General features: G+C 39.7%; 25 protein-coding genes. 19 read left to right on the top strand and 6 right to left on the bottom strand.

Going from position 1 to position 25,367, the window contains the following annotated elements; translation table 11 throughout:
- Positions 1 to 6: 6 nt before the first annotated feature.
- From secY to BLO34_RS08260, 12 genes are all read left to right on the top strand, one after another.
- Positions 7 to 1,341, top strand: a complete 1,335-nt coding sequence (gene secY, locus BLO34_RS08310; RefSeq protein ID WP_090754376.1) for a preprotein translocase subunit SecY — start codon at positions 7 to 9, stop codon at positions 1,339 to 1,341.
- Between the two features lie 2 nt (positions 1,342 to 1,343).
- Positions 1,344 to 1,559 carry a translation initiation factor IF-1 gene (infA, locus tag BLO34_RS08305; protein ID WP_015361146.1) on the top strand — a complete coding sequence of 72 codons (216 nt, stop codon included), beginning with the start codon at positions 1,344 to 1,346 and terminating at the stop codon, positions 1,557 to 1,559.
- Between the two features lies 1 nt (position 1,560).
- Positions 1,561 to 1,677, top strand: coding sequence for a type B 50S ribosomal protein L36 (ykgO, locus tag BLO34_RS08300; RefSeq protein WP_015361145.1), 117 nt, complete (start codon positions 1,561 to 1,563; stop codon positions 1,675 to 1,677).
- 3 nt (positions 1,678 to 1,680) lie between these two features.
- Positions 1,681 to 2,055, top strand: coding sequence for a 30S ribosomal protein S13 (gene rpsM / locus BLO34_RS08295; RefSeq protein WP_090754374.1), 375 nt, complete (start codon positions 1,681 to 1,683; stop codon positions 2,053 to 2,055).
- Positions 2,056 to 2,067: 12 nt separating this feature from the next.
- The gene (rpsK, locus tag BLO34_RS08290) at positions 2,068 to 2,457 is read left to right on the top strand and encodes a 30S ribosomal protein S11 (RefSeq protein WP_055412083.1); all 390 of its coding nucleotides are present in this window, start codon (positions 2,068 to 2,070) and stop codon (positions 2,455 to 2,457) included.
- A gap of 84 nt (positions 2,458 to 2,541) precedes the next feature.
- On the top strand, positions 2,542 to 3,147 hold the full coding sequence (gene rpsD / locus BLO34_RS08285) for a 30S ribosomal protein S4 (RefSeq protein WP_090754371.1): 606 nt from the start codon (positions 2,542 to 2,544) through the stop codon (positions 3,145 to 3,147).
- A gap of 20 nt (positions 3,148 to 3,167) precedes the next feature.
- Positions 3,168 to 4,160 carry a DNA-directed RNA polymerase subunit alpha gene (locus BLO34_RS08280; RefSeq protein WP_090754369.1) on the top strand — a complete coding sequence of 331 codons (993 nt, stop codon included), beginning with the start codon at positions 3,168 to 3,170 and terminating at the stop codon, positions 4,158 to 4,160.
- Between the two features lie 30 nt (positions 4,161 to 4,190).
- A complete protein-coding gene (gene rplQ, locus BLO34_RS08275) occupies positions 4,191 to 4,667 on the top strand; it encodes a 50S ribosomal protein L17 (protein WP_090754366.1) in 477 nt (158 codons plus the stop codon).
- A gap of 78 nt (positions 4,668 to 4,745) precedes the next feature.
- Positions 4,746 to 5,864, top strand: a complete 1,119-nt coding sequence (gene carA / locus BLO34_RS08270; protein WP_090754364.1) for a glutamine-hydrolyzing carbamoyl-phosphate synthase small subunit — start codon at positions 4,746 to 4,748, stop codon at positions 5,862 to 5,864.
- Complete coding sequence (gene eno, locus BLO34_RS08265) at positions 5,861 to 7,150, top strand: phosphopyruvate hydratase (RefSeq protein ID WP_090754361.1); 1,290 nt, start codon at positions 5,861 to 5,863, stop codon at positions 7,148 to 7,150. The genes carA and eno overlap by 4 nt, the downstream gene beginning before the upstream one ends.
- Positions 7,151 to 7,156: 6 nt before the next feature.
- Complete coding sequence (locus tag BLO34_RS14775; protein WP_262492253.1) at positions 7,157 to 7,282, top strand: hypothetical protein; 126 nt, start codon at positions 7,157 to 7,159, stop codon at positions 7,280 to 7,282.
- Positions 7,283 to 7,435: 153 nt separating this feature from the next.
- A complete protein-coding gene (locus BLO34_RS08260) occupies positions 7,436 to 8,722 on the top strand; it encodes a citrate synthase (RefSeq protein ID WP_090754358.1) in 1,287 nt (428 codons plus the stop codon).
- Positions 8,723 to 8,859: 137 nt separating this feature from the next.
- Here BLO34_RS08260 and BLO34_RS08255 read toward each other — a convergent pair whose 3' ends face one another.
- Positions 8,860 to 9,534 carry a HupE/UreJ family protein gene (locus BLO34_RS08255; protein ID WP_090754355.1) on the bottom strand — a complete coding sequence of 225 codons (675 nt, stop codon included), beginning with the start codon at positions 9,532 to 9,534 and terminating at the stop codon, positions 8,860 to 8,862.
- Positions 9,527 to 10,810 (bottom strand): DUF4198 domain-containing protein, encoded by a 1,284-nt coding sequence (locus BLO34_RS08250; protein WP_090754353.1) that lies wholly within the window; start codon positions 10,808 to 10,810, stop codon positions 9,527 to 9,529. The genes BLO34_RS08255 and BLO34_RS08250 overlap by 8 nt, the downstream gene beginning before the upstream one ends.
- 214 nt (positions 10,811 to 11,024) lie before the next feature.
- Here BLO34_RS08250 and BLO34_RS08245 point away from each other — a divergent pair, with 214 nt between their 5' ends.
- From BLO34_RS08245 to BLO34_RS08235, 3 genes are all read left to right on the top strand, one after another.
- The gene (locus BLO34_RS08245) at positions 11,025 to 11,945 is read left to right on the top strand and encodes a dimethylarginine dimethylaminohydrolase family protein (RefSeq protein WP_090754351.1); all 921 of its coding nucleotides are present in this window, start codon (positions 11,025 to 11,027) and stop codon (positions 11,943 to 11,945) included.
- Complete coding sequence (ctlX, locus tag BLO34_RS08240; protein WP_090754348.1) at positions 11,945 to 12,889, top strand: citrulline utilization hydrolase CtlX; 945 nt, start codon at positions 11,945 to 11,947, stop codon at positions 12,887 to 12,889. The genes BLO34_RS08245 and ctlX overlap by 1 nt, the downstream gene beginning before the upstream one ends.
- Positions 12,890 to 12,977: 88 nt before the next feature.
- On the top strand, positions 12,978 to 13,559 hold the full coding sequence (locus tag BLO34_RS08235) for a hypothetical protein (protein WP_090754346.1): 582 nt from the start codon (positions 12,978 to 12,980) through the stop codon (positions 13,557 to 13,559).
- 15 nt (positions 13,560 to 13,574) lie between these two features.
- On the opposite strand, the gene BLO34_RS08230 is transcribed toward BLO34_RS08235, so the two are convergent.
- The 3 genes from BLO34_RS08230 to BLO34_RS08220 all read right to left on the bottom strand — a co-directional run bounded on the left by BLO34_RS08230 (position 13,575) and on the right by BLO34_RS08220 (position 19,924).
- A complete protein-coding gene (locus BLO34_RS08230) occupies positions 13,575 to 15,002 on the bottom strand; it encodes an SDR family oxidoreductase (RefSeq protein WP_090754344.1) in 1,428 nt (475 codons plus the stop codon).
- 351 nt (positions 15,003 to 15,353) lie between these two features.
- Positions 15,354 to 19,022, bottom strand: a complete 3,669-nt coding sequence (locus BLO34_RS08225; protein ID WP_090754342.1) for an ABC transporter permease/M1 family aminopeptidase — start codon at positions 19,020 to 19,022, stop codon at positions 15,354 to 15,356.
- Between the two features lie 2 nt (positions 19,023 to 19,024).
- Positions 19,025 to 19,924 carry an ABC transporter ATP-binding protein gene (locus tag BLO34_RS08220; RefSeq protein WP_090754340.1) on the bottom strand — a complete coding sequence of 300 codons (900 nt, stop codon included), beginning with the start codon at positions 19,922 to 19,924 and terminating at the stop codon, positions 19,025 to 19,027.
- Positions 19,925 to 20,073: 149 nt separating this feature from the next.
- Here BLO34_RS08220 and BLO34_RS08215 point away from each other — a divergent pair, with 149 nt between their 5' ends.
- Positions 20,074 to 21,750 carry an LIC_10190 family membrane protein gene (locus BLO34_RS08215; RefSeq protein WP_410503916.1) on the top strand — a complete coding sequence of 559 codons (1,677 nt, stop codon included), beginning with the start codon at positions 20,074 to 20,076 and terminating at the stop codon, positions 21,748 to 21,750.
- On the opposite strand, the gene BLO34_RS08210 is transcribed toward BLO34_RS08215, so the two are convergent.
- Positions 21,747 to 22,172 carry a hypothetical protein gene (locus tag BLO34_RS08210; RefSeq protein ID WP_090754337.1) on the bottom strand — a complete coding sequence of 142 codons (426 nt, stop codon included), beginning with the start codon at positions 22,170 to 22,172 and terminating at the stop codon, positions 21,747 to 21,749. The two genes, BLO34_RS08215 and BLO34_RS08210, sit on opposite strands and share 4 nt — an antisense overlap.
- 79 nt (positions 22,173 to 22,251) lie before the next feature.
- Between BLO34_RS08210 and argS the strand changes: the two genes are divergently transcribed.
- From argS to BLO34_RS08195, 3 genes are all read left to right on the top strand, one after another.
- The gene (argS, locus tag BLO34_RS08205; RefSeq protein WP_090754335.1) at positions 22,252 to 24,036 is read left to right on the top strand and encodes an arginine--tRNA ligase; all 1,785 of its coding nucleotides are present in this window, start codon (positions 22,252 to 22,254) and stop codon (positions 24,034 to 24,036) included.
- Between the two features lie 61 nt (positions 24,037 to 24,097).
- Positions 24,098 to 25,030, top strand: coding sequence for a hypothetical protein (locus BLO34_RS08200; protein ID WP_157686740.1), 933 nt, complete (start codon positions 24,098 to 24,100; stop codon positions 25,028 to 25,030).
- A complete protein-coding gene (locus BLO34_RS08195) occupies positions 25,027 to 25,326 on the top strand; it encodes a hypothetical protein (RefSeq protein ID WP_090754331.1) in 300 nt (99 codons plus the stop codon). The genes BLO34_RS08200 and BLO34_RS08195 overlap by 4 nt, the downstream gene beginning before the upstream one ends.
- The last annotated feature ends 41 nt before the right edge of the window (positions 25,327 to 25,367 follow it).

Here is a 25,367-nt window from a genome sequence, read left to right as displayed (position 1 = left end):
ATCCCAATGAAGTTAATTGATACAATTAAAAATATCTGGAAGATTGAGGAACTGAAAGATCGTATTCTTATGACTTTCAGTTTACTGCTTGTGTACCGTTTTGGTGCTCAAGTTGTTTTGCCTTTTATCGATTCCACCAAATTAGCAGGATTTGCTTCCAACTTTGAAGGTGGTGGAATTGGTTCAATACTTAATGCATTTACAGGTGGAGCATTTGCTAACGCTTCGGTATTTGCCTTGGGTATTATGCCTTATATATCTGCAAGTATTGTTGTTCAATTAATGGGTATAGCGGTACCTTATTTACAGAAGCTACAAAAGGAAGGTGAATCAGGAAGACGTAAAATTAATCAGATTACAAGATGGTTGACCATCGGTATTTGTTTGGTTCAGGCTCCTAGTTATTTGTTGAGTTTAGGTTCTTTAGGTGTACCACCTGAGGCTTACCTTATCGACAATCAAACACTAATTCTTGTTGTAGGTACCATTATCTTAGTCACAGGATGTGTATTTGCTATGTGGTTAGGTGAAAAAATTACTGATAAAGGAATCGGTAACGGTATCTCCTTATTGATCATGGTTGGTATCATTGCGACACTTCCTCAAGCATTTGCTCAGGAGTTTGTATCCCGTTGGGAAGGTGTTGGTGGACCGTTTGTCATCATTATAGAAATAGTAATTTGGCTATTGGTCATTCTGGCATGTATTATGCTCGTTATGGCAGTGAGAAAAATTCCAGTGCAGTATGCTAGAAGAACAGCTTCTGGTGGATATGAAAAAAATGTATTTGGTTCAAGACAATATATTCCATTGAAATTAAATGCTTCAGGTGTAATGCCTATCATCTTTGCACAGGCCTTAATGTTTGTTCCACAAGCTTTAGGTCAATTGGAGTCAGATTGGGCAACATCAGTTGCAACAGCATTTGGTGATATATTTGGTTTTTGGTATAATTTGGTTTTTGCTGTATTAATTATTGTATTTACTTATTTCTATACAGCGATAACAGTACCTACTAATAAGATGTCAGATGATCTGAAGCGAAATGGTGGTTTTATTCCAGGAATTCGTCCAGGAACTGAAACATCAGAATATTTGGATAGAATCATGTCGCAGATTACGTTGCCTGGATCTATATTTCTTGCTTTGATAGCAATAGTTCCGGCATTTGTTTCCCTAATGGGAGTTACGCAATCATGGGCATTGTTTTATGGTGGAACATCTATGTTGATTATGGTTGGTGTCGCAATAGATACCATGCAACAGATCAATTCATATTTATTGAACAGACATTACGATGGTCTTATTAAGACCGGGAAAAACAGAAAAGCAGTAGCATAATTATGGCTAAACAATCAGCGATAGAACAAGATGGATCGATAATTGAAGCTTTATCAAACGCAATGTTTCGCGTTGAGCTTGAAAATGGTCATGTTGTTACAGCGCACATTTCAGGAAAGATGCGCATGCATTATATAAAATTACTTCCTGGAGATAAAGTTAAATTAGAAATGAGTCCTTACGATTTGACTAAGGCAAGGATTACTTATAGATATTGATATGAAAGTTAGAGCATCGATAAAGAAAAGAAGTGCAGATTGTAAAATCGTACGCCGTAAGGGTCGTCTTTACGTTATCAACAAAAAGAACCCAAAATTTAAACAAAGACAAGGTTAAGCTATGGCTAGAATTGCAGGGGTAGATATACCTAAAAATAAAAGAGGAGAGATAGCACTTACTTACATCTATGGTGTAGGTAAAAGTAGAGCTCAAGAGGTACTTTTGTCGACCGGTGTAGGTGTTGATAAAAAAGTAAGCGAATGGGATGATGATGAGATCGGTAAGATCCGTAATGCTATTGGTGAGTTTACTATTGAAGGTGAATTACGTTCAGAAACATCAACTAACATCAAGCGATTGATGGATATAGGATGTTACAGAGGTATTCGTCATAGATCTGGACTTCCACTAAGAGGTCAGCGCACTAAAAATAACTCTCGTACTCGTAAAGGAAAACGTAAGACTGTTGCTAACAAGAAGAAAGCAACTAAATAATAAGTAACTGATATGGCAAAGTCTAAAACAGTAGCAAAAAAGCGTAAAGTAATTGTTGAGAGCGTCGGTGAAGCTCATATTTCATCTTCTTTCAACAATATACTTGTATCGCTTACAAATAAAAAAGGAGAAGTCATTTCATGGTCTTCTGCTGGTAAGATGGGCTTTAGAGGTTCAAAAAAGAACACTCCTTATGCAGCCCAACTTGCAGCAGAGGATGCTTCTAAAGTAGCTCACGAGGCTGGTCTTAGAAAAGTTAAGGCTTATGTAAAAGGTCCAGGTAATGGACGTGAGAGTGCTATACGAACTATCCACAATGCGGGAATTGAAGTAACAGAGATAATCGATGTTACACCATTGCCACACAATGGATGTCGTCCTCCAAAGAGAAGAAGAGTATAATTAATTAATAATATCTGGTGATTATCAGACTGCTGAAGGATATAGACCTGAATTCACAGTACATCACTTTTAAACAATTTTATAATGGCAAGATATAGAGGTCCTAAGGCAAAAATTGCTCGTAGATTCAGAGAACCAATTTTTGGCCCTAGTAAAGCACTGGAGAAGAAAAATTATCCTCCAGGAATGCATGGTAACGCAAGAAGACGTGGAAAAGAGTCTGAATATGCGGTACAACTTAAGGAAAAGCAAAAAGCTAAGTACACTTATGGAATTCTAGAAAAGCAATTCCGATTGATGTTCGAAAAAGCTGTGCGTAGTTCTGGAATTACAGGTGAAGTCCTACTTCAACTTGCAGAATCCAGACTTGATAATGTAGTTTACAGAATGGGAATGGCTCGTACCAGAAGAGGTGCAAGACAACTCGTTTCTCACAGACACATTACCGTTAACGGTCAGTTGGTAAATATTCCATCCTACCAATTACAAGCTGGCGATGTAGTCGCCGTTCGTGAAAAATCAAAATCTCTTACAGCCATTGATGATGCATTATCATCCAATGAGCACGTGTATGATTTCATTACATTCAACAAGTCCAGTATGTCTGGTACTTATGTTTCTGTTCCAGAAAGAATTCAGATTCCTGAAAACATTAAGGAACAACTGATTGTTGAATTGTATTCTAAATAATTTTTAACCACATTATTCTTATGGCAATATTAAATTTCCAAAAGCCGGATAAAGTAATCATGATCGATTCAACCGATTTTGAAGGTAAGTTTGAGTTCAGACCTTTAGAACCAGGATATGGATTGACCGTTGGAAATGCTCTTAGAAGAGTATTACTTTCTTCATTGGAAGGATTCGCAATAACATCTATCAGAATTGAAGGTGTTGATCACGAGTTCTCAACAATCGAAGGAGTGGTTGAAGATGTTACAGAAATCATCCTAAACTTCAAACAAGTTAGATTCAGACGTCAGATTGACGAGGTAGATAGTGAAGTTGTTAATGTTTCTTTCTCTGGAAAGGATCAATTTACAGCTGGAGATATGCAAAAATATATTTCAGGCTTCCAAGTCTTGAATCCAGAAATGGTAATTTGTAACACAGAATCTTCTATTAACCTGAATCTTGAGTTGACAATAGAAAAAGGTAGGGGTTACGTTCCTGCAGAGGAGAATAAAAATACCGGAGCAGCATTAGGTACTATTGCTATCGATAGTATTTTTACTCCAATCAAGAATGTGAAATACAGTATTGAAAACTACCGTGTTGAACAAAAGACTGACTACGAAAAGTTAGTTTTTGAAATTATCACTGATGGTAGTATTCATCCTAAGCACGCTTTAACTGAAGCTGCCAAGACGTTGATTCACCATTTTATGCTGTTCTCTGATGAGAGAATCACTCTTGAAGCAGATGAGATAGCTCAAACCGAGACTTATGATGAAGAAAGTCTTCACATGCGTCAGTTGCTTAAAACAAAATTAGTTGACATGGAACTTTCTGTTCGTGCACTAAATTGTTTGAAAGCTGCAGAGGTTGAAACTCTTGGTGATCTTGTTTCTTATAACAAGAACGATTTGATGAAGTTCAGAAACTTTGGTAAAAAGTCTTTGACTGAATTGGAAGAGTTGGTAAATGTGAAAGGTTTAAACTTCGGTATGGATCTCTCAAAATATAAATTAGACCGTGACTAGGTTTTCACCTAGTTGTAGAAATAGGAAACAATGAGACACGGAAAAAAAGTAAATCATTTAAGTAGAAAGACGGCACACCGTAAGGCAATGCTTTCAAATATGGCTTGTTCCCTTATCGAACACAAGCGTATTAATACAACGGTTGCAAAGGCAAAAGCGCTTAAGCAATTTGTGGAGCCACTTATTACAAAGTCAAAATCTGATACAACTCACAACCGCCGCTTGACTTTCTCGCAATTGCGTAGTAAAGAGGCAGTAACTGAATTGTTTAGAGATGTAGCTTCAAAAGTAGGTGATCGTCCAGGTGGATATACTAGAATCATCAAGTTAGGTAACCGTCTAGGAGACAATGCAGATATGGCGTTGATCGAGTTGGTCGATTATAATGAAGTATATAAGGCTGGTGGTGACGCTAAGAAAACTACAAGACGTAGTCGTCGTGGTGGAAAAGCAAAAGCTGAAGCGCCTAAAAAGGAAACTACTGAAGCAAAAAATGAAGAAGAGTAAAAATCACACTTCATAAAGAATTATAAAAGGATCAATGTTTCGGCATTGATCCTTTTTTTTTATCATTATTTTTGAAATATGGCATACTTAGAGAAAAAAGACGCAATCATTCTGTTGAATGACGGTACCGTTTTCCATGGCAAAATGGTTGGTCCAGAAAGTACAGCAACAGGCGAGATCTGTTTCAATACAGGCACCACAGGCTACCAAGAGATTTTTACAGATCCATCCTACTACGGTCAGATCATGGTAACTACAAACGCCCACATAGGAAATTATGGAGCTACAGATTTAGACTTAGAATCAAATTCAGTTAAGATAGCTTGCTTAGTTTGTAAAAACTTCTCTGACGATTTCTCGCGACCACTAGCAACTTCATCTTTAGCTGAATTTCTGCAGAAACAAAATCTCACCATCATTTCTGATGTTGATACTAGAGCATTAGTCGCACACATTAGGGAACATGGCTCACAAAATGCAATTGTTTCTTCAAGGGTCGACGATCGTGATGCTCTCAAAAAAGAACTTTCCGAAACTCCTTCCATGAAAGGTTTAGAGTTAGCTTCCATGGTTTCTACTAAGGAATCTTATTACTTCGGTAAAGAAGATGCTACCTATCGTATTGCTGCCTTGGATTTGGGAATAAAAACTAATATCTTAAGAAACCTAGCTAGTCGTGATTGTTACATCAAAGTGTTTCCTTATGATAGTTCTTACGAAGAATTAGCAGCGTTTGAACCGGATGGTTATTTTATTTCCAATGGGCCTGGTGATCCAGAGCCATTAAAAGATGCTATAACGCTTGCGCGAAAAGTATTAGATCAAAATCAACCGTTTTTCGGCATATGTCTAGGTCATCAAATTATAGCATTAGCAAATGGTATTAAAACCTATAAGATGCATAATGGTCATCGTGGTATAAATCATCCTATAAAAAACCTTCAGTCTGGTAAAGGTGAAATCACCTCCCAAAACCATGGTTTTGCGATCGACAAATCAGACGCAGAATCAAATCCTGATATAGAAATCACACACACACATTTAAATGATCAAACCGTAGCCGGAATCAGAATTAAGAATAAACCTTGCTTTTCAGTTCAATATCACCCAGAAGCAGGTCCAGGACCTAATGATGCCACTTACCTTTTTGATCAGTTTATAGAATTAATTCAATCAACTAAAAAACAAGCAATATGAGTACGATAATAGATGTTCACGCAAGACAAATTTTTGATTCCCGTGGGAATCCAACCGTAGAGGTAGATGTAATTACAGCAAACGGTGTTTTGGGTAGAGCAGCAGTTCCATCTGGAGCTTCTACAGGTGAACATGAGGCAGTAGAGCTGCGTGATGGTGGTAGTGACTTTATGGGTAAAGGTGTTTCTAAAGCCGTAAACAATGTCAATAAAACTATTGCTGATGAATTGCGCGGTGTTTCAGTTTTTGAGCAAAATTTCATTGACCAGACCATGATTGATCTAGATGGTACTGCTAACAAGGCTAATTTAGGTGCCAATGCAATTCTAGGAGTTTCGTTAGCTGTCGCAAAAGCTGCAGCAAATGAATTGAACCAGCCTCTATACAAATATATAGGTGGTATGAGTGCATCGACGCTTCCAGTACCAATGATGAATATTATTAATGGTGGATCACACAGTGATGCGCCCATCGCGTTTCAGGAATTTATGGTAATGCCAGTCGAGGCAGAATCTTTTAGCGAGGCGCTTAAAATGGGAACGGAAATTTTCCATCACTTGAAAAAAGTGCTACACGATAGAGGATTGAGTACCGCTGTAGGTGATGAAGGTGGATTTGCTCCAACATTAGATGGTACTGAGGATGCTCTAGATACGATTTTACTTGCTATCAAAAATGCAGGATACACACCAGGAAAACAGATCATGATTGCCTTGGATTGTGCTGCTGCAGAATTCTTTGTGGATGGTAAATATGACTACACAAAGTTTGAAGGTGATAAAGGAGTGATAAGAACCAGTAAAGAACAAGCGATATACCTTGCAGATCTTGCTTCAAAATATCCAATTATCTCGATAGAGGATGGAATGGATGAGAACGATTGGGATGGCTGGAAAATGTTGACAGAAATTGCTGGTGATAAAGTTCAGCTTGTTGGTGATGATCTATTTGTTACTAATGTTGAGCGTCTTTCTCGTGGGATCAATGAAAACATTGCTAATTCAATCCTTATCAAGGTAAACCAGATAGGTACATTGACTGAAACTATCGCTGCTGTAAATATGGCTCACAAGGCTGGTTACACATCTGTAATGTCACACCGAAGTGGTGAGACTGAGGATAATACTATTGCAGACCTTGCAGTTGCTTTGAGTACGGGACAAATAAAAACTGGATCTGCTTCTAGATCTGACCGTATGGCAAAATACAATCAGTTGTTACGTATTGAGGAAGAGTTGAATTCTTCAGCATATTTCCCAGGAAGAAAGGCTTTTAGGATATCCTAAAACCTCTTGAAACTTAAACAAAAAGCCATCTATTCAGATGGCTTTTTTATTGCCTTAAATCTTACTGATCCCAGCTTTTTAAATGTAAATAGATTTGGTGATTATTACGCTTTCGCGAAAGCGAACTACTAAGAATTAACTCAATAAATTATAAATATGACAAGGTTTGCCAGCAGTGAGCAAGTTTTCTTCTAAATGTTATATTAAAGTGCGAAACATCAATTGATATAATTTCAATTTGATAATTTCCAGTCGTATTTTTGAGAGAACGATAAAGACAAAACAATGGCAGATAAAGCAATACTGGATATAGATGGAGAAAAATATGAATTTCCCATCATCACAGGAACAGAGAATGAAAGAGCAATTGATATCAAAAGCTTACGTGGATCCACTAATGGTGTTGTAACTATTGATCCAGGTTATAAAAATACTGGTAGTTGTACGAGTGCTATTACCTTTTTAGATGGTGAGGAAGGAATTTTAAGATATAGAGGATATTCAATTGAGGAATTGGCAGAGAAGGCAAGTTTTCTCGAGGTGTCTTACTTGCTCATCTTTGGTGAATTGCCAACTGCGAGTCAATTAGATAAATTTCACCGAGATATAAAGGCTAATTCTCATGTAGATGAGGATTTAAAAAAGATCTTAGACGGATTCCCTAAATCTGCACATCCCATGGGTGTACTGTCATCTTTAACAAGTGCTCTGATTGCTTTCAATCCTTCATCAGTCAATGTTGATAGTGAAGAGGAGATGTATAAAGCGATCGTAAAGATTCTTGGGAAATTCCCAGTTTTGGTTGCTTGGACATTAAGAAAAAGAACAGGTCAGCCCTTAGATTATGGAGATGAGAGTTTAGGTTATGTAGAAAACATTTTGAAGATGATGTTTAAAAAAGCTAACTCTGAATATAAGCTGAACCCAACTGTAGTAAATGCTCTAGATAAGTTATTGATTCTTCATGCAGACCACGAACAGAATTGTTCTACTAGTACAGTTCGTATCGTTGGTTCTTCTCATGCCGGTTTGTTTGCTAGTTTAAGTGCAGGTATTAATGCACTATGGGGACCACTTCATGGTGGTGCCAACCAAGCGGTTCTTGAAATGCTGGAAGCAATTAAAGAAGATGGCGGTGATACTAAGAAGTACATGGGTAAAGCAAAGGATAAGGAAGATCCTTTCCGTTTGATGGGCTTTGGACATAGAGTTTACAAAAACTTTGATCCACGAGCTAAGATCATCAAAAAAGCTGCAGACGAAGTACTTTCGGATTTAGGTGTAGAGGATCCTATTCTTGACATAGCTAAAGGACTTGAAAAGGAAGCTCTTGAAGATTCCTATTTCGTAGATCGTAAGTTGTATCCTAACGTAGATTTCTATTCTGGAATCATTTATCGAGCTATGAATATACCAACAGAGATGTTTACAGTAATGTTTGCCCTAGGTAGATTACCAGGCTGGATTGCTCAATGGAAAGAAATGCGTGAGAATAAAGAGCCTATAGGCCGTCCGCGTCAAATATATACTGGAGAAACTCACAGAGCTTTCAAAGAGGTTTCTGAGAGATAAGTCTATAAGTCATAGCAAAAAAATCCCGTAGTTGATCTACGGGATTTTTTATGTTTTGAGGTTTTTCCAATATCGCTTTCGCGAAAGCGAACTTACCATTAGACTTCTTAGTTATTATGTGCTAAAGCCATAGCTCGTTAGGAGTTTAGATAACCATACGCCTGGTACACAAACAGTCCAATTCCGGCGATGATGAGATAGGCGTTAGCCGCTTTATAAAAGGATCCATAACTTTTTTTCTTTTGCCAAAGAGTGATCAAAAAAACGATGGGAATCAAAGCAATTACCTGACCTAGTTCCACACCTATGTTGAAGCTAACGATTTTGGCAAGAAAATCTTCCTTACCAGTTTCAAAGGATTGCAAACGCGTAGATAATCCAAAGCCATGAATCAATCCAAACAGAAATACCATGATCAGAAGATTGGGTGACTTCATGTTGAGCCTTTCAAAACCTTTTAGGTTTTCAAAGCCTTTGTATAAAACGCTCAGAGCAATTACGGCATCTATCAAATGCTCATCTGCTTTTATGCCTAGATAGGTAGCGCCGATGAGTGTAATACTGTGACCTATCGTAAATACGGTAATGAATTTGACTATGTCCTTAAATCCTTTGAGGTAAAAGACAACACCAGCTAAAAATAATAGATGATCATAGCCAGTCAACATGTGTTTTGCACCTACATAAATGTAAGATATCAAACCGCCATTATTCAAGGTTACCTGGTCTGCAGAACTCACGCCGTGAGCTAATGCCAAAAGTGGCATTGTCAACACAATCACTAAAATTAACCGAGTCCGATCGTTAAGCATTCCCTTTTTTTCTATTGAAAAAGAAGAACAAGCCACCAACAACGACGACACTTGCTACAATAAATATCCATACTGGAAATTCAGATTCCTCATGATCGTGACCGTGGTTTTGATCTTCATCATGATCGTGTGATATTTCAAAGGTCAACGTCGCCCAGTTGGATTCATGGGTAAGACCTTCTTCTTCGGTAGTCACCAAATTAATGGTGCGCAAATACCAAATACCATCTGCTTCTAGTTCAACGGTAACTTCTCCGTTTTCATTAGTACGCAATTCTTGACCTGTGGTATGAGTATGTGCTTCGTCAGAAGCTTGTTGATCGCCTGAAGCTATTTCTTCATGATCGTGCTCGTGATTCTCTTGAGAATCTCCAGCACCGTGTTCGTGATCATGGCTGTGCTGCTCGCCATCGCCGTGTGTGTGCTCATGCTCATGGTTTTCCATTTCACCGTTAGCGTGTTCATGATTATGGTTAGCATCGTCTTGTGAATGACTATGAGTATGCTCTGTCTCACCGTGTTTATGTGTATGTTCATGATCATTAGTTGTTGCTTTCCCATCATGATCATGATCGTCGTTTCCATGGGAATGAGGTTCTCCACCATCGTGCGTGTGCATTGCTTCATCGTTATCATGAGTATGCCCATTCATGGATGGCTTATAATCTGCGTATACTAATTGATTTGCGAGAGGCTGACCATTACGCAATAACTTTACTTGCAAGCTTTCACCACTATGTACTTCGTATGGATTCTGCAGCGGTATAAACTCGATGGGATAGCCTAAGGGCTGACTCCAATCGTTACTTAAAGAATCACCTACTTGAAAAATGGCTTTGACATGCTTGGAATATTTTTCAACGGCATCTTGATCGTTTAGATTATTCTGACGGCGCATTTCAATCATATCCTTCACACCGTCATGTTCTAGATAGCTATTAAACGCCTCGGCATCCATTTCAATATTTCTAGCTTTAGTAGATACTCCAACTACGTAAGTACCTGATTCACCTGTTTTGAAATTTAAAAGCGTGGTAGTAGTATCCATTTCTGTCCATTGATCATCATTTATGGCTTTTCTATTTCCGTTCGAGACGATGCTCGCGTCCAGCATGCGATCACGGTCAATTACATTTTCGCTTTTTTCAAAGGTCCCGTTGAATAATTGGATCTGTGCCTCGGTATTAGGTTGCAGGAAATAGGAATCTAATTTGAGATACATATCGTGGCTGCATAGAAGCAAAATAAGTGCTACAAATAGGATGCTCTTTTTCATAGAAAGAATTTCAAAAGTTAACTAGCTCAAAAATACGATTTATGAAATTTTATAAACTGTTTGCTTTTAATTCATTTTGGTTTGCATCTTGCAGAAATGATCATTTTTCTTTTGCTTAAAACTTGTGTTTATCTAGCTAAATGACTGACTCGTAAGGATAAGGTTCAAGCCATTTATTGTACAAATCAGAGCCAATATGTGGTAAATTTGCCGCATGAATCGATTGAATTTACATGTAGAAGATGAGACCTCGAGATTGCGTGCCGTTGTGCTAGGAACAGCCAGAAGTAACGGACCGGCACCAAATCTAAAAGAAGCCTACGACCCTAAATCCAGACAACACATTATGGAAGGCACCTATCCTAAAGTAGAGGATATGGTGGTAGAGATTGATGCCGTAGCGAGAGTTTTTGAAAAGTATGAAGTTGAGGTATTTCGCCCAACAACCCTAGAGGATTGCAATCAGATATTCACGCGTGATATAGGTTTTGTCATTGACAATAAATTTGTAAAAGCTAATATTTTACCAGATCGAGAAGAGGAACTTCTCGCTATACAACACGTTATCGATTTAGTCCATCCTGAAAATGTCATTAGACCACCGCAGGAAGTTCATATAGAAGGTGGCGATGTCATGTTGCATCGAGATTATATTTTTGTAGGGACTTATCGTGGTGCTGACTATGCAGATTACATCATTGCCCGCACTAACGTTGAGGCTGTTGAATGGTTGCGAGAAACCTTTCCTAATAAAAAGGTCGTTTCGTTCAACTTACGCAAAGACAACTTGGACCCATACAATAATGCGCTGCATCTAGATTGCTGCTTTCAACCCGTTGGTAATGGAAAGTGTATCATTTATAAAGGCGGTTTTCTACAGGAAGAAGAGTATCAATTTTTAGTTGATTTATTTGGTGCTGACAATTGTTTTGAGATTACTCAAGAAGAAATGTATCACATGAATTCCAATGTTTTCTCCATCGCTCCAGACGTCGTCATTTCAGAACGTAACTTTACTAGACTCAATACCTGGTTGCGCAGCCATGGCATTACTGTTGAAGAAGTCCCTTATGCAGAAATTGCCAAGCAAGAAGGTCTACTGCGTTGTTCCACATTGCCCCTAATCAGAGATTAATGAAACAAATTACCGATACCATTCTAATGGTGCGTCCCGTGCAGTTCCGTATGAATGAGGAGACTGCAGTGAATAATTATTATCAGGATCAACAGTTCCATAAGGAGATCAAAGATGCTGATGCAAATAAGAGAGCGCAGGGCGAGTTTGACGCTTTCGCGAAAGCGTTACAAGACAACAACATCAACGTCATCATAGTCAATGATGACGAGAAACACGATACGCCAGATTCGGTTTTTCCAAATAACTGGCTGTCCACACACGAGAACGGTACCGCAGTTTTATACCCAATGTTTGCACCCAATCGCAGACTGGAACGTAGACCTGAAGTGCTGGATGCATTGGAAAAGCACGGTTTTATGATCGAGAATGTGATGGATTATACCAGCGCAGAAGATCAAGAAGTATTTTTAGAAGGAACCGGCAGCCTACTGCTGGACCGCGCTAATGAAACCGCCTATTGCAGCATCTCGCCACGAGCCGATGAGGATTTATTCATTGAGTTCTGCGAGGATTTTGAATATACACCGGTGGTTTTTACTGCTTACCAAAGCGTAGGAGATGCCCGTCTACCTATCTATCACACTAACGTGATGATGGCACTAGGTGAAGAATATGCCGTCATTTGCCTTGACGCAATAGACAGCAAGGCTGAGGTCAAAAATGTTCTGAAACATCTCAAGCGCACGAATAAAGAAGTCATTAACATCACCGAAGCTCAAGTGGAAAGCTTCGCTGGCAACATGATTCAGGTGAAAAATAAGGACGGTAAAAAGTTCTTGGTCATGAGCAATCAGGCCTACGAATCCCTAACCGATGCGCAGATCAAAAAGCTGGAGCGATTCAACGAGATCATTCATCCAGATATTCAAACTATCGAGAAACTAGGTGGCGGCAGTGTACGTTGCATGATGGCAGAAATCTTTTTGCCTAAAGCAATCTAACACAGCTTTCTCTTTTACGCTGATTTTAAGTAATTTAACCTATTCAATTTGCGAGGTAGTAGCAAACTCGTAGGCTAAATTCAAAATCATGTTGACTAAAAGCAGTCCGGTCTGGAAGTATATTTCTCATTTGTTTTTATCCATCGACCAGTTCGGGAATGCCCTAGCTGGTGGAAATTCTGATAACACTATATCAGCTAGGATCGGGTTTTACAATCACCATGAATCTCCAGTTCGTAAGGTAGCTGGTTATTGGAAGTTTTTGGAATGGGTCATTGATACTACTTTTGAGCCAGTGGATGGAAAAGGCCATTGTCATGAAGCGTACCACAACGATGCTAGCGAAATCTTTGACAATTACGTCACTCGGTTTTTTATTTTGATGGCATTTATCATCATCATCCCAAGCTGTTTTTTGATCGCTGCTATATTGTATCCGCTATCGTGGGTTGGAATCTTGAAGCAAAAAACAATCGATCGACCTCAAAATTTAAAGGACCGTTTCGATTTTTGCAATCTTCAGCTCAAAAGTATTTTACAGGAACTTGACGAACATCCTTTAGGCGATCAAGATATTACCAATGCAAAACTCAGTTTTGAACGCCTAAAAGATCGTGTGGCTTATATTGAAACCGTGTTACAATCAGGCTCGATGGAGACGAGTATTTGATTAACCAAAACAAGACTACTTCCCAGTCGCAATATGCTTGATCATTCCGGCAAAAATAAAATAGTGAAAGGGCAACATACTGTACCAGTATAATCGTCCCCAAAGTCCTAGAGGTCTGAAGGTAGCTGTTTGATGGACTACATTTTCATCATCGATCTCAAATTCTAGCCAAGCTTCGCCAGGTACACGCATTTCTGCAAAAAGCAATAATCTTTTTTCCTGTCGGTCTGCTACCAGCACACGCCAAAAATCCAATGAGTCTCCAGAATGGATCTTATCCTGATTGGTACGTCCACGACGTAACCCAACACCGCCAAAAAGCTTGTCCAGGTAACCGCGAATTTTCCAAAGGAAATCGGCATAATAGTAGCCGTTCTTGCCGCCTATCGCCCAAATGCGATTGAGGGCTTCTTCTGGATTCTCTGTTTTAAAAGTTTGCGCATCGCGTAGGCAACCGAATTGTGGTACCTGTTTGAATTTATTAATGTTGTATTTGAACCTACCGCTCACCATACTGTCTTTCCAGCTACTGGCGACCTGATTCTGCTCAATTTTAGCAAATGCCATATCCAGCGCCTCTTTGTATGAATAAAGTTGAATGCCTAGATCAGAAGGTAATGAGTTCTCCTTAGCCACAACTTCTACAGACATGCTGTTCACAAGATTGCGAGCAAGTTTATAGGATGTACTGGTTACAAAATACAGCCAGTAGGAACTCAGCTTTGGCGTCATAATGGGAACCGTGAGAATCGTCAGGTGCAGCTTTCTGTTTTCAGAATATTGCTGCATCATCTGCTTGTATGTGAGCACATTTTTTCCTCCTATATCATAGGATTGGTCATAACTTTCAGTACGTCCCAGCACGCCTATCAAGAAACTCATCACGTTGCGTATAGCGATGGGATGCGTTTTGGTATTCACCCATTTGGGTGTGATCATTACAGGTAGTTTCTCACATAGATCGCGTATGATCTCAAAGGAAGAACTACCACTACCCACGATAATTCCTGCGCGCAATACCGTGGTAGGAATGTCGCTTGCACTCAGAATTTCTTCAACACGCTTTCGCGAAAGCAAATGTTTGCTCAACACATCCTGATTCACGATTCCGGATAGATAAATGATCTGTTGGCAACTCGTATGAGCCAGCTGGTTCAGAAAGTTGGTAGCACTATCGGCTTCCATTTTGTCAAAACTTTCCGTGCTGCTCGTCATGGAATGGATCAGGTAATACGCCACATCGATATCTGCAGGAATTGGATTCTGCTCAGGTAAATCCAGAAAATCAATCTCAATAATCTCTACCTGTTCCCGTATCTCATCTGGTACTGACAGCCGGTTGGCACTGCGCACCGCACAAACCACCTCGTGATCCTCCTTAAGCAATTCATATAACAATCGCACGCCTATGTAACCGTTCGCACCTGTAAGTAATACCTTCATGTTCTAAAGATAAGCCGTCGCAGCGCGCGGTGTATGTCGCTTCTTGTTAAATCCAAAGTAGCTTACACTCTACCGGTAATTATTTGGGCGATACCATCCCGCTTTTGGCGGGTTGGTCGGGCTTTACGCTACAATCTTTTTATCACGCTAATGGCGTGATAAAAAGGATTTCCACTTCAATCCCTATCGCAAGACTTTCACTATCATTTTGGAAAATTCATTGGTTTCGTACTAATGCTAAAGCCAGTTTCCTTATATATAGAGCATAGCAACTAATCACTACTACTTAAAAGCCGATAACAAAAACGCCGCTCAAAGAGAACGGCGTTTCAAAATTAAAGAATAACGAACCTATTCTTTCTTTTCAGAAACCGACCTGCGGTTATCAGTAGTAGAACGGTCAATCAATTTATTGTAAGGATCGATTCCTGCTTCCACAGGTTCTTCATCTACGATGATTTCAAAGCTGTTATCAATGTTGGTTACCTTACGTTTTTCCAGATAAAGCAGTTTGTTCTCACCAGTTTCTTCATTTTCAGCACCAAAAACGCCTACTTCAATATAATCAGCAAGTGGTAAAGAATTGATAGCCTTCTTTGCACCTTCTGGCGTGAAGCTCAAGCTATCACCAGCAACGCTGGCATATTTCTTATCTCCTAGGTTGTCAGAACGATATTTGCTTACAGTTCCCGTTACGGTCACTGCATACTTACCGTTATCAAGCTTGCGGTACGATGCATCACCAACTTCGTTATCATAAAGCGTGATGGTCTCAAACATATCCCTAACCAGATACTGTAGAGAATCTGGTGTAACTGCTTTAAGGTCTGCTACAAATTCCTCAGAGGTAGGATAGGGTGCGCTCTTGAACTGATATTTCTCTGCAAAACGTTTTGCAACCCCATTGAACTTGTCCTCGCCTATGTAATCACTCATGGCATATAATACCACAGATCCTTTTCTATAATGAATGTATGGCTGGTTCTCGTTATACATTAATGGGTTCTCACTAATTCGCTCGCTGGTACGACCAGAAAGGTATTGATCCATGGCATCCTTCAAGAAGGTGCGCATCTGGTTCTTTCCATAAACTTTTTCCAGAACCTTGAGGGAACTGTACTCTGACATACTTTCAGACAATAGTGTTGCTCCTTTAGCTTTGGCGCCTATCACCTGGTGTGCCCACCATTGGTGTGCAAGCTCATGAGCAGTAATCGCCAGCGGATAATCAACCGCATCCTTCTTATCATCATCCACATCTGCTATGAAACCTACACCTTCACTAAACGGAATCGTGTTGGCAAATGCCTGTGCAAAAGAACCGTAGTCCTTAGGGAACTCAATGATACGTGCTTGACGATGCTGGTAAGGCGTATAGTTGTCGTTGTAATAATCCAGACCTTCACGCAATCCTTTCATCATACGATCTAGATTATAGGTATGATCTGGATGGTGGTAGATTTCTAGGCTTACGCCATCGTGCATTTCCTTTTTCACATCATAACGACCACTCATAAAGGAATAGAAGTTGAGGATTTTAGCATCCATTTTATAATGGTAATACTTGCGACCATCTTCTTCCCATTCCTTGATTAAGTAACCAGGTGCGATAGCAATTTGATCTGCACTGGTACTTACCGTAGCTTCAAAATCAATCCAATCGCTCTCACCACCTATGTAATTATAATCTGTGGCGCCTATCGCATCAGGATCTGGCATGCGATCCTTAGGCGGCAAGTTGTATTTAGCCCGTACTTTTGGATCACGCAATTCTCCTTGCTCGCTGTAGCCTATTGATGGATACATGGAATTATTTAGAAATGTTCCATTGGAACGAATAGGTGATTTGTTGTCAAGAAACTTATTGGGCTCGTTATGCATGTCAAATTTCATAACCAGCGTGTCGCCAGGTTGCAGCGCGTTTGCAAAACGATACATGCGGTATTGAAAGTCTTCATTATCATACACCTGCTCATTCTCACGATCCAGCTCAATCTCAATAGGATAATCCTGCACATTCATGTGCAGCGTGTCGATCGCAACGCTTGACTGATTCACCATAGTGTAGGTTGCGCCGGCCTTGAAATCCCTAGTGTCAGGAAATATATCCATGTATGTATTGACAGCAATCAGTTTAGGTTGTGGAATATTATTGTACCTGCTCAATTCCTTCTCATAATTCACACGTAGCTCTTCCTGTTCCTTACCAGAAAGTTGCTCATTATCCACATTATTGATTTTCCAGATGTATCCACCAATGGACAGAAATAATACCGAACATACTGCGATTGTAGCGATAATGGATTTTGAAAATCTCGCTTTCGCGAAAGCGAAACGTTCCATAAACCCTAATCCCATGCCACGTCTGTAGAACACCAACGCAAGGCTTAATAACACGATACCGAACAGAATCCAGTACAATCGATACGTGTAATAAGGAGCTAGCGAAGCACCATAACCACTAAAGTCTGAGGCACTAGGCTCGCCTATGGAATTAAAATCAAAAATAGCTTGATCAACACCTATGGCAGATGTTACCAATGGAATGGCAATGCCTATTATTAAGAGTGTGGCAAGTCCCAACCATTTGTTTTTGATCAACGTGTGTATGAAAAGCGCCATGAAGATCCACGGTACATATTTCCAAACATTCACCATATAAGCTTGAAATAAATAAAGATCCAGCTGGTAATCTGCAAAACCCTGGATGGTCTGGTAGGTGATACCACACAAGATGAGAAGCGTTTGTAAAACGGCAACCATAATGACCAGTGCAAGAAGCTGGCTTACTAGGAACACCCAACTTTTTGTAGGTGTGACATCAACAATCTGGTTGATGTGCGCAGCTCGAGAGCGATCCATTAGAAAGCCCGCATACAGGAAAATGAGTAAAAAAGTAAATAACAGAATATATGCAGAAGCTTCTGAACTAAGCATCACCCAAGCTTTAGGTAATATAGGTGTACCGAAAATCAGTCCCGAGTTGAACATCATCACCATCGTCAGCGCAATCGCCAGGAAACTAATGATAATAAACGGCCAGCCGAAAATGATGTACCGTACATCTGCCTTTGTCAAACTCCAGAGTGTCGATAGTTGTCCCTTAAAACTAAAGTCTGTTGAGACTTGTGGTAGAACAACACGGCTCAAACGGCTGTAATTTTCTTTCATCATTCGACCAGAAGACCTCTTCTTAAAAAGGCTTACCGCATTTTGGGCAAATCTGAATCTGGCGATAACCCAGCCCAGAATCAAGATGGAAATTGCTGCCCATACCACACGGTTCCAGAAGATCATTCCTTCAAAAGGCAACATGCGCTCATTTTGTTCTGCAGGAGTCCAATATTCTACAGTTTCAGATATAGCTATGTTTCCTAAAGGATCTGCAAGCGATAACCAGAAAGGATCATCGACTTGATCAACGTAGGATGAAGTCACGAGCTGAATGATAATCAAACAAAGCACGGCCATAAAACCTATGTTCATGTTGCGCGTGAAGACGATAATAGCAAACACGATCGCACTATAGAAGAGAACATTGGGTATAATAATCAATAAAAATGGCTGTAAATAATTCCAGAAGGAGAATGGTCCCAACAACAGTTCATTGTGACCAGGTAAATATCCACCTATCATCAGACCTATCACCACCATGAATATCAAGATGAGGTTTATGGTGATTCCTGCAGAGAATTTAGCCAACAGATATTCCCATTTTTTGATGGGATAAGAATACAACACATGATGCATGTTGTTTTTAAAATCTCGATGAATCGTGGTTCCTGTGAAAGTTGGAATCATCAGATAACAAAACAGCGCCAGTTGTGACACCAGTCCAGAAATTACATAAGGACTATTGATAAAGGAGTTAGAGGTAACCGTAACATTATCACTGCTAAAAACGCCAGTGGCAACAGCCATTACAACGCCGCCCAAAATAAAGAACAGCGCAGCAAACACATAAAATATTGGCTTACGGAACCAAGTTCTAAGCTCGTGGGAAAATATGGTAGAGAACATGCTTATACGGTTTCAAGGGATTCAACAGGCTTGTTGTTGTTTAGTGTTGTGAAATACACATCTTCCAGCGATGCTGGAGTAGGATGGAAGCCCTCGCCAGGACTAACGTCACCGTAAACTCTTACCACAAGATTGTTGTCTTCATTATAACTAGAGGAGATAACATTGTGGGTTTCCTGTAGTTGCTCTGCAGTGTCTCTATCTACTGTCGTGATCCATACTTTGTTCTCCAATAACTTAACCATTCCTTTAGGCGTGCTTTGTGCTAGAATGCGGCCACCGTTTAGGATGGCCATATCGGTACACAATTCTTTTACATCATCAACGATGTGGGTAGAAAAAATCACGATGTGGTTGGTTCCTATTTCTCTAAGTACGTTCAGGAATCGATGTCTTTCTGCTGGATCCAGTCCTGCGGTTGGCTCATCGACAATGATAAGTTTAGGGTTGTTGAGTAATAGTTGCGCAATACCGAAGCGTTGTTTCATACCACCAGAATAACCAGCGACATGCTTGTGCTTTACATCGGTCAGGTTGGTCACCTCAAGAGCCTTGTCAACGATGGCGTTGCGGTCAGATTTTTTGGTGATCCCTTTAAGGTTGGCAAAATAATGCAGCAGATCATGTGCGCTCATCTTTGGGTATACACCAAATTCCTGCGGCAAATAACCTAACGTCTTACGGAATTCAATTTTGTTCTTCAAAATATCCAAACCATCTAAATCAACAGTTCCAGAATCTGGTTCTTGTAACGTAGCGATGGTACGCATCAATGAAGATTTACCAGCACCATTGGGTCCCAGTAGACCAAACATACCTGCGTTAATATTAATGGTTACATCATCAAGCGCTTTTACGCCATTGTTATATGTTTTGGAAACGTTTTGTAAACTAAGTATCATTCCAGTCTTTTTAGGTTTGTAGTTGGACTATTGAAAGTCTAAAACGTTACACTGTCGCCATGAAAATGAAATTGTTTATACCTCAGTTCGAGCCCAATTTTAAAATATCATAGTATTGTAGATAGTTAACTGTAATTGATAATTCAACTTTGGCCGTTCTATTGCTCTACTTTATTTTCTTGTTAGCTGTCATTATTCCTACTGGGTTGATGCTTGTCAAGCTAGTGAGAATGACGAATGTCTCATTTGTGGACATCATCTGGTGCGGTGTTGCAACTATAAGTATCATGGCGGGAATATGGTCCTTATTTTCAGGACTGGACTTCTGGTTTGTTGGTTTAGTGGTTTTATTGAGCAGTATTTCGGTGTTTGTGGTTCAATCAGAAATTAGATCACGATTTACTGACGTTCAAAAAAACATTTCAGGCTGGACTTTTTCAAAATGGATCTGGTCTATTATTGTTATTTTGCTGGTGCTCGCGACTGGTACATTGTCGGGTTATGTTCTGGATAATGATAGTTATTATATCCAGACCATCAAATGGCTGGATGAGTATGGACTTGTTTATGGAATTGCTAACTGGCATCTTTTTCTAGCCCAACAAAGTGGTTTTCATATACTGGAGGCTGGACTTAATCTGGAATTTTTAAACCTAAACTTGAATGATCTAGGATCTTTCCTGACGCTTGTGATGATGCTCTGGTCACTTGTTCCTAATCAGGATGAAAAAACGCTTGTCCAGAAAGCATTTAGAAACTTTCTAGCGATCATAATGCCACTGTTGTTACTACTTGGAACAGCTCCTTCACCAGATGTTCCAGTCATCTTGCTCAGTTATTATATCGTTTATAAATTCTTGTTTCTGCCTCATGACTGGAAAAACATATTTATGATATCGCTCTTAACAGCTCTGGCCTGTTACTTCAAAATCACGATGGTTTTTCTAGGGTTATTTCCGCTTTTCATGATTCTAAAACTTGAAGAACACAAATGGAAATCGATCGTTCATCTTTTTTTGATAGGTCTGGTTTTTGGCGGATTGTTTTTGGTTAAGAATAGCATCGCAAGTGGTTATCCTTTATTCCCTTTAACTTTTATATCATGGAATGTTGACTGGTTGGTTCCAATGGAGATGTTGCAGTTTTTCACAGACGCCACAATGGCTCAAGCTTATGGTGTTTCGTTTTATGAACTTAACGGTCTGAACATTTCGCAACGATTATTATTATGGTTCAACCATGCAGGAATGGAAGGCTGGCTGAACAAAGGTTTGCTTCTCGTGATCGTCGCTTGTGTAGCAGGAGCGATATACCACTTCAGAAAACCAAGACTTGCTGCTGTGTTTTGGGTCTTTATATTTTTTGCAGTTGCGCTGGCAATCAGTTCGCCACAGGCGCGTTTTTTCCTGCCGTTGGCTATTCCTGCGGCGATTGCTTTATGTATTTACAGTTTTAAAAGTTTGAGAAAGTACAGCTTGGTAATTGCCAGAGTCGGTATAATTTCAAGTGCTTTATTGCTGGTACTGCCGTCAATTATTAGCTCGACTACCGATAATCAGCGCATGAAAAATGTACCGAAGTTTGAACTTGCTAATTTGTTAGTTCCTGCGCAGAAGAGTAGATATAATTCCGCTTTCGCGAAAGCGAGAATCAACAACATCAACTACTACAATCCCACAGGCGATGATTTCTTTTACGGTTCTTTCGATGTGCCACTGCCAGCAGCACAATCTGAATATCTAGAATACTTCCAGACCAATTATTTTGCCTCCCCAGAATATCGCGGCGACTCACCAGCAAGCGGGTTCAGAGCTGTTAAGAACTAGAGGTCGTCCACATAGGTGAAGCCCTGATCGTTTTTGAGGTTTTGGATCTTATTGAAGTAGTTGTGAATGCTCTTGCGGTTTGCAAGCACTTTAATAAAATAGTTGTCCAGATAAATGCTGTATTCTTCTGCTTTTCCCTTGTATAGCGTCAGTTTATAAAAAGGAATGGGCAGTGCGTAGGTTTCCAACAACGACCTGAACCTGACGATAATTCCCTTCTCGCGTATCTCGACGTTGCAGGTATTTGCGTTGTTATCCAGTACCATCAGGTTATGGATCTGTATGCTACAACTGGTCATGATCAGTTTAGGCGATCCAGAACCCTTAATTTTCCAGCGTTCCTTTAAGGTGAGCATATTCCCCACTTTTTCCCGTATTTCACGATTGATTTTTGGATTGTTATAGGAGACGTTGTAAAGCATATGGCAAAGTTACAATCTTAGTCTGTGCGCGTGGGCAAGCCTTTCATAATAGTTATATTTGTGCGCTTATAATTGACCTATGACACTGCCGGAACAACTGGAAAAAAGTACGATTGAAATTGTCAAATCGCTGTTTGATGTAACACTTGAAAAAGTGGATATATCGCTTACGCGAAAGGATCAGCAGGGCGATTATACGGTTATGGTGTTTCCAATGCTACGGCAAATAAAAGGTAATCCTGCGGTCATAGGAAAGCAAATAGGTGAGCGGTTGAGAACTGATAGTGAATTGGTGTCTGATATTGAGGTAATCAAAGGATTCTTGAACCTGACCTTGTCCTACAAAGCTTTTTTGCAGGATTTCAATACAATTTTGCTGGACCCTAATTATGGAACTACACCTGTAAATAGCGATGTGCCTGGTATGATGGTAGAATATAGTTCTCCCAATACCAACAAGCCTCTACACTTAGGTCACATTAGAAATATTGTTCTGGGATATTCCACGGCTTTGATTCTAGAAGCTACAGGTAAGTATGTCGTTAAAACCCAAATCATTAATGATCGAGGTATCCACATCTGTAAATCCATGCTGGCATGGCTCAAATACGGTGAAGGAGTCACTCCAGAATCTGCCGGAGTAAAAGGCGATAAATTAGTGGGTGATTATTATGTGAAATTTGATCAGGAATACAAGAAAGAAGTAGCGGCATTATTACAAGATGGCATTCCTGAAGAAGAGGCTAAAAAACAAGCACCTTCCATACTAGAGGCGCAGGAAATGTTGCGTAAATGGGAGAATGGAGACGATGAGGTTGTCAAGCTTTGGAAAATGATGAACGGTTGGGTTTATGCTGGATTTGACAAGACGTATCGCAGTCTAGGAGTAACTTTTGACAGTTTGTATTATGAGAGTGACACCTATTTATTAGGCAAGGATGTCATTGCTCATGGACTTAATACCGGCGTATTTTATAGAAAAGACGATGGATCAGTATGGATCGACCTTACGGACGATGGTTTAGATGAAAAGATCGTTTTACGTAGTGATGGTACTGCAGTTTACATGACGCAAGATATAGGTACTGCCATCCAGCGTGTGCGAGATCATGATGTGGATGGTATGGTTTACACGGTTGGAAATGAACAGGATTATCATTTCAAGGTGTTGTTTCTTATCATGAAGAAACTGGGCTACGAATGGGCAGACAACCTGTACCACTTGAGTTACGGAATGATTGAACTGCCATCTGGTAAGATGAAATCCCGTGAAGGAACCGTTGTGGATGCTGATGATATGATTCAGGAAATGACAGATACAGCCCGTGAGATTGCTCAGGAACAAGGTAAATTGGAAGGCTTATCTACTGAGGAAAAAGAAAAATTGTATCACATAATAGGGTTGGGTGCATTGAAATACTTCATGCTTAAGATAGACCCCAAGAAAAGCATGGTGTTTGATCCTAAAGAATCAGTAGATTTTCAAGGAAATACAGGTCCCTTCATTCAATATGCGCATGCCAGAATCCAATCCATTTTAAAGAAAGCAGATTTCAACGATAAAGCTTTGCAAGCTGCTGTGGACTTGCCGCTGATCGAAAAAGATCTTGCAGTGATTAAATTATTACAGCAGTATCCAGAAACTGTGGCCTCTGCAGCGCGTAATTATAGTCCGGCGCTAGTAGCCAACTATCTTTTCGATCTTGTAAAAGAGTTCAATAGTTTTTATCAAAATGTTCCAAAAATCGTTGAAGAAAGCGATGCTGACTTGAAGCACTTCAGACTTCTTCTGTGTTATAAAACAGCCCGTGTAATCAAAAGCGGTTGCGCATTGTTGGGTATTGAGGTTCCAGATCAGATGTAAGTAGTAGCATCGATGGGCTTTAATATGAAGTCCGTTATATTCGTATTTCAAATCTCATTTGTTGAACATTACTCGCTACACATCTGTCTACAAAAACCAATGGGATGATTTTATAAGAAAATCGGCAAGTGGCTGTTTCCTTCATGAGCGTGATTTTATGGAATACCACGCTGACCGATTTGTAGATCACAGTCTGATGATCTGGAATGAAGATGAATTAGTAGCTTGTTTCCCAGCACATATATCAAATAAGGTTTTGAAAAGCCACCGCGGTTTGACCTATGCTAGTCTATTGGTCGACAGAGAGGAATCCCAATTCGATCAAATACTAGCAGAGCTTATCCATTATGTAAGACAGCAGCAGTTTGATTCATTAGAACTCAAACTTCCGCCACCCTTTTATAATGCTAATTTTGATTGGGAATGGTCCATTCTCAAAAACAGCGGTTTTAAAACTAGCTTGGAGTCTGTAGATCTAGTGGTTGATTTCACTCATGACTGGCAACCTAGTCGTAAAAAAACGATTGGTTATCGCAACGGGAAGTTTGAAAAGTTGAAGTTGGTCAAATATTTAAGTCTAAAGGATTTTTGGAGCGATTTGCTAGAGCCTCAACTGATGTCGAGACATCAAGCAAAGCCGACCCATAACATTGAAGAAATTCAATTGTTACAAGACTATTTTAATAGTAAGATACTTCAATACGGTGTTGTGTATAATAGAGAATTGGTTGCTGGGATCACCTTATTTGATTTTGACCATATTCTCAAGATTCAATATGCTGCTGGAAATAAGAAAGGTTTTGAGTTGAACGCCATGGACTTTCTGTATCTGGAAATCATTAAAGAAGCAAAAGAACAAGGCAGGAAATACGTTGACCTGGGAACGGTTAATCACCCTGATGGCAGCCTTAATGAAGGATTGTTGAGGTTCAAAAAACAGCTGGGTGCTGTTACCACACCAGTTCACGAGTTAACCTTAGATTTGCGCTCATGAATTTCTCTAAACGTAGTTTTCATTTCGCAGTGTTTTCCATCATTTTGATGGTTGTTTTTCTAATTCTTTCCGTGGTTAATAGAAATGGAAGCACAGATCTTGACAGTATCGTTGGGTATCTGATCACCCTATTTTTTGTGACGGTGATTATAGGTTTTGTCTTGGCTTTACTTAGCATTAGAGAGCCGGCAACTACTCAAAAATATATAGGATTGATCGTTAATGTTGGGCTCGCGTTGTTTCTAGGGTATCATACCCTACAAAATCTATCCAGTATCGCACAGGCGTTTTCCTAAATACTTGATTACTTTTACGATAACCTAATTCCATACTTCAT

The organism is Nonlabens sp. Hel1_33_55 (assembly GCF_900101765.1).
Taxonomy (GTDB): Bacteria; Bacteroidota; Bacteroidia; order Flavobacteriales; family Flavobacteriaceae; genus Nonlabens.
This window is presented reverse-complemented; position numbering and strand designations above follow the sequence as displayed.